The organism is Methanospirillum sp. (assembly GCF_035560735.1).
Taxonomy (GTDB): domain Archaea; phylum Halobacteriota; class Methanomicrobia; order Methanomicrobiales; family Methanospirillaceae; genus Methanospirillum.
Map to the genome: position 1 here is coordinate 1 of NZ_DATMYY010000385.1, position 3,728 is coordinate 3,728.

A 3,728-nucleotide genomic window follows, 5' to 3' on the forward strand; every position below is an offset into this window, starting at 1 on the left:
TTTCCCGCTTGAAGATAAACATCGTTGAAATAAATCCGAAGACGATGTTGAGATAGAACATAATGAGTCGCCAGAGGAGAATAAAGATCCCGAGAGCTGCTGTTGGGACAAAGAGTGCATAGAGCGAGGCTGCTGAAAGCTCAGCAACACCTGATGCGCCCGGCGTAATCGGGATCATGCTGACAAGAGCGATGATGATCTGGGCAAGCATGGATTCAGAAACCGAGGGTGGGAGACCTAGCCCCATCAAAATCACTGATGCCACCACAAACTCTGAGAACCAGAATAGGATGGTACAGACAGACCCCCAGACAAAACCTGATTTTCCATGTTTCGCAAAGGCGTTGATTCCACAACAAAAATTATCAAACTCAACATCTGTCCGGGAGATGATCTTCTGAAATGATGGTTTCTTCATCTTTACTTCTATCCAGTGGAGAAAACGCATCACCAGCCGTTTTGCCGGGTCAGGATACCTGACTGCATACACAAGCAGGAGAATAAAGAAGATTAAGAGAAACAGGGAGAAGAAGATTACAAAGATAATTCCACTATTAAGAGACCAGATAACGCTGCCCATAATGAATATGCTACATATACTGAGCCCGACCAACATGACCGCATCAAGAACCCGCTCCATTATTACTACAGCGGTTGCGTCACCAACCGACATCTTAGCCTTGTAGAGTTCGTGAATCCTGACTGGTTCTCCCCCAGCCTGACCTGGTGTAAGAGCACCTGCGAGAAGATTTGCAACAACCATATTGTAGCAGTGAGAAAAAGGTACCTGGTATCCAAGAGAGAGAGACATCTTCTGGATACGAAGTGCCCAAAGGGCAAAAGAAATAAATCTGAGCGATAATGCCAACATCAGGAAAAAGATGTTGATGTGTGCCAGGTAGGTGAGAGTTTCTTCGTTGAAAGTAGAGCCAACCATCACAGCCAGAATGACAACGCTGATCCCGATTGAGACATAAATCCATTTCTTCTGGCTTTTTTCCATTCTTTCTCCTGATTATTGAATTTAAACTGTCCTAATTGGACCCGGCGTGTATATCCGCCTTATGAAACAGGTCTTGGATTTCCACAGAGTTCGGTGGGAAAAAGCCCAATTGTTTCCATAACCTGCCCGGCATAGTATAACCCGCCATCAAGGTATACAGCACCAATCAGTGCTTCAATGCATTCAGCAATAACACGGCCTGATGACCAGATATGCATTCGCATCTCACCATTTCCCCAGTGAATATACTCATGAAGATGAATTGTTTCTCCTGCCCTGCGAAGTATGGACATGTTGACAAGGTCCATTTTTTTAACAGATATCTCACCCTTGTCACACCCACCTGTTTCAACAAGGCGGGTAAGAATATGTAGTTCAATCACTGCATCGCCAAGAGTTGCCAGAGCATCCATATGGTCGGCTTCAGGATACCCCCGTTCCTGACAGTACGCTTTTCTGCTGAGCGCCCGCTCAAGAATATCAGGATTAACAAAGGTATACCCGATGACATCCTCAAGATTTGGTTTATCAGCAGAATATTGCATATTTTATTTTGAAGCGAGATAGGTGCAGATACTTTGTGCTGCTTTCTTGGCTCCGCCCATTGCCAGAATTACTGTTGCAGCTCCGGTCGTAACATCTCCGGCAGCAAAGATCTTTGGATGTGAAGTTCTTCCATCTCCGTCTGCAATTACGTTGCCAGCCCGTCCCCGTTCGATGCCCTCTATCTCACGGACCAGTACCGGATTTGGTCCCTGTCCAATTGCCTGAATGACAACATCGCAATCAAGCGTGAATGTGTCACCATCGATGGGTTTTGCTGCCGGTCTTCCGCTTGCATCAAGTTCGCACATCTGCATTCTGACGCATTCTACTCCTGTCACTACCTGTTCACCTAAAATCCGTGTCGGGTTTGCGCAGGTGATGAACTCTATTCCTTCTTCCTCTGCATGATGAATCTCAGCGAGTCGGGCAGGGAGATCTTCTGAGCGGCGGCGGTAGATGAGAGTAACTTTTGCTCCCATTCTTCGTGCTGTCCTTGCCGCATCCATTGCAACATTTCCTCCTCCGACAACAACTACCCGGCTGGCTTTAGCAATAGGTGTGTCAAATTTTGGGAACTGTTCTGCATGCATCAGGTTTACCCTGGTGAGAAATTCATTAGCTGAGTAGACACCGTTCAGATGTTCGCCTGGAATATTCATGAAGTACGGAAGGCCTGCACCGGTTCCAAGCATTACTGCATCATAGGTGAGAAGTTCAGAAAGTGAAACACTTTTTCCCACAAAATGATTGAGTTTTACCTCAACTCCAAGTTTGAGTACCTGGTCAAGCTCTGCATTAACAACATCTTTAGGAAGCCTGAATGCAGGAATACCGTAGGTCAACACTCCTCCGGGGAGATGGAGAGATTCGTACATGACTACGGTGTGGCCTTCCCGAGCCAGTTCTCCAGCAGCAGTAATCCCTGCCGGACCTGACCCGACCACTGCCACTCTCTTTCCGGTTGGTGATTTCTTAACCTGGGGTTTGATACCTGTCCGGCGTTCTTCATCTGCAGCGAACCTCTCGAGTTGACCAATCCGGACTGGTTTATCCTTTTTACCAAGAATACAGAGTACTTCGCATTGTGTCTCCTGAGGACATACTCGTCCGCAGATGGCTGGAAGCATGTTCTGGGTTTTAATTGAAACTGCTGCATTCGCAAAATTTCCTTCTGCTATTTCAGCAATAAATGCGGGGATATCAATATTGACAGGGCAGCCATCGACACATGCTGGTTTTTTACATTGCAGACACCGGTTAGCTTCTGCAATTGCCTCCTCAGCAGAAAACCCGGTATCAACTTCCAGATAGTCATGAATTCTGACTTCTGCAGAGCGGTCTCCCATTTATTTCCCCTCCGCACAAGAACATCCCTGTTGATTCCAGAGTGCGATAGCCTCTTTTTCCTGCTCCATGTAATACCGCTGCCTCTGCATGAGAAGATCAAAGTCAACCTCATGGGCATCAAACTCAGGACCATCCACACAGGCAAAGACTGTCTTTCCTGCAACCTGACACCGGCACGATCCACACATACCGGTGCCATCTACCATGATGGGGTTCAGAGAGACAAAGGTCTTGATACCCTTATCACGTGTCGCCATGGAGGTTATCTTCATCATAATTGCGGGTCCGATGATCCAGACAGCATCGATCTTTTGATCTGCGACAATCTCCTTCAGGACATCAGCTGCAAAACCGTGTCTTCCCTTAGATCCGTCATCGGTGGTGACATGGAGTTCATCACAGATCTCTCTCATCTCATCTTCAAAGATAAGCATTCCGGCATTCCTGGCTCCGATGATCCCGATGACTTTATTTCCTGCTGCTTTCAGTGCCTCAGCAATACAGGGAGTTGAAGATATTCCAGCTCCACCACCCACAATAACACAGGTTCCCCAGGATTTTACTTCACTCGGGTGGCCAAGAGGGCCGACAATATCTGCAATACTTCCACCGGATTTAATTGCTGCAAGGGCGTGGGTGGTCTTCCCAACTGCCATAAACACAATTCTGACCAGATCTCCACTAGCGCGGGAGATGGTAAGGGGTATCCGCTCTCCGGTTTCATTGGTTCGTATGATTACAAACTGCCCTGCCTGTGCGTTTCGTGCAACATGCGGTGCATCAACCCAGATTTCAAATATCTTATCTGCTATTTCGTTTGATTTCTCTATTG

The 3,728-nt window shown here is 47.1% G+C and carries 4 protein-coding genes; all 4 read right to left on the reverse strand.

Going from position 1 to position 3,728, the window contains the following annotated elements; all coding sequences use genetic code 11:
- Positions 1–1,003: lysylphosphatidylglycerol synthase transmembrane domain-containing protein (locus tag VN429_RS11360; protein WP_325633396.1), on the reverse strand; the 1,003-nt coding region annotated here is incomplete at its 3' end.
- Positions 1,004–1,062: 59 nt separating this feature from the next.
- Complete coding sequence (locus tag VN429_RS11365) at positions 1,063–1,548, reverse strand: ribonuclease III domain-containing protein (RefSeq protein WP_325633398.1); 486 nt, start codon at positions 1,546–1,548, stop codon at positions 1,063–1,065.
- Positions 1,549–1,551: 3 nt separating this feature from the next.
- Positions 1,552–2,895, reverse strand: a complete 1,344-nt coding sequence (gene gltA / locus VN429_RS11370; protein WP_325633400.1) for an NADPH-dependent glutamate synthase — start codon at positions 2,893–2,895, stop codon at positions 1,552–1,554.
- The gene (locus tag VN429_RS11375) at positions 2,896–3,726 is read right to left on the reverse strand and encodes a sulfide/dihydroorotate dehydrogenase-like FAD/NAD-binding protein (protein ID WP_325633402.1); all 831 of its coding nucleotides are present in this window, start codon (positions 3,724–3,726) and stop codon (positions 2,896–2,898) included.
- Positions 3,727–3,728 lie beyond the last annotated feature (2 nt).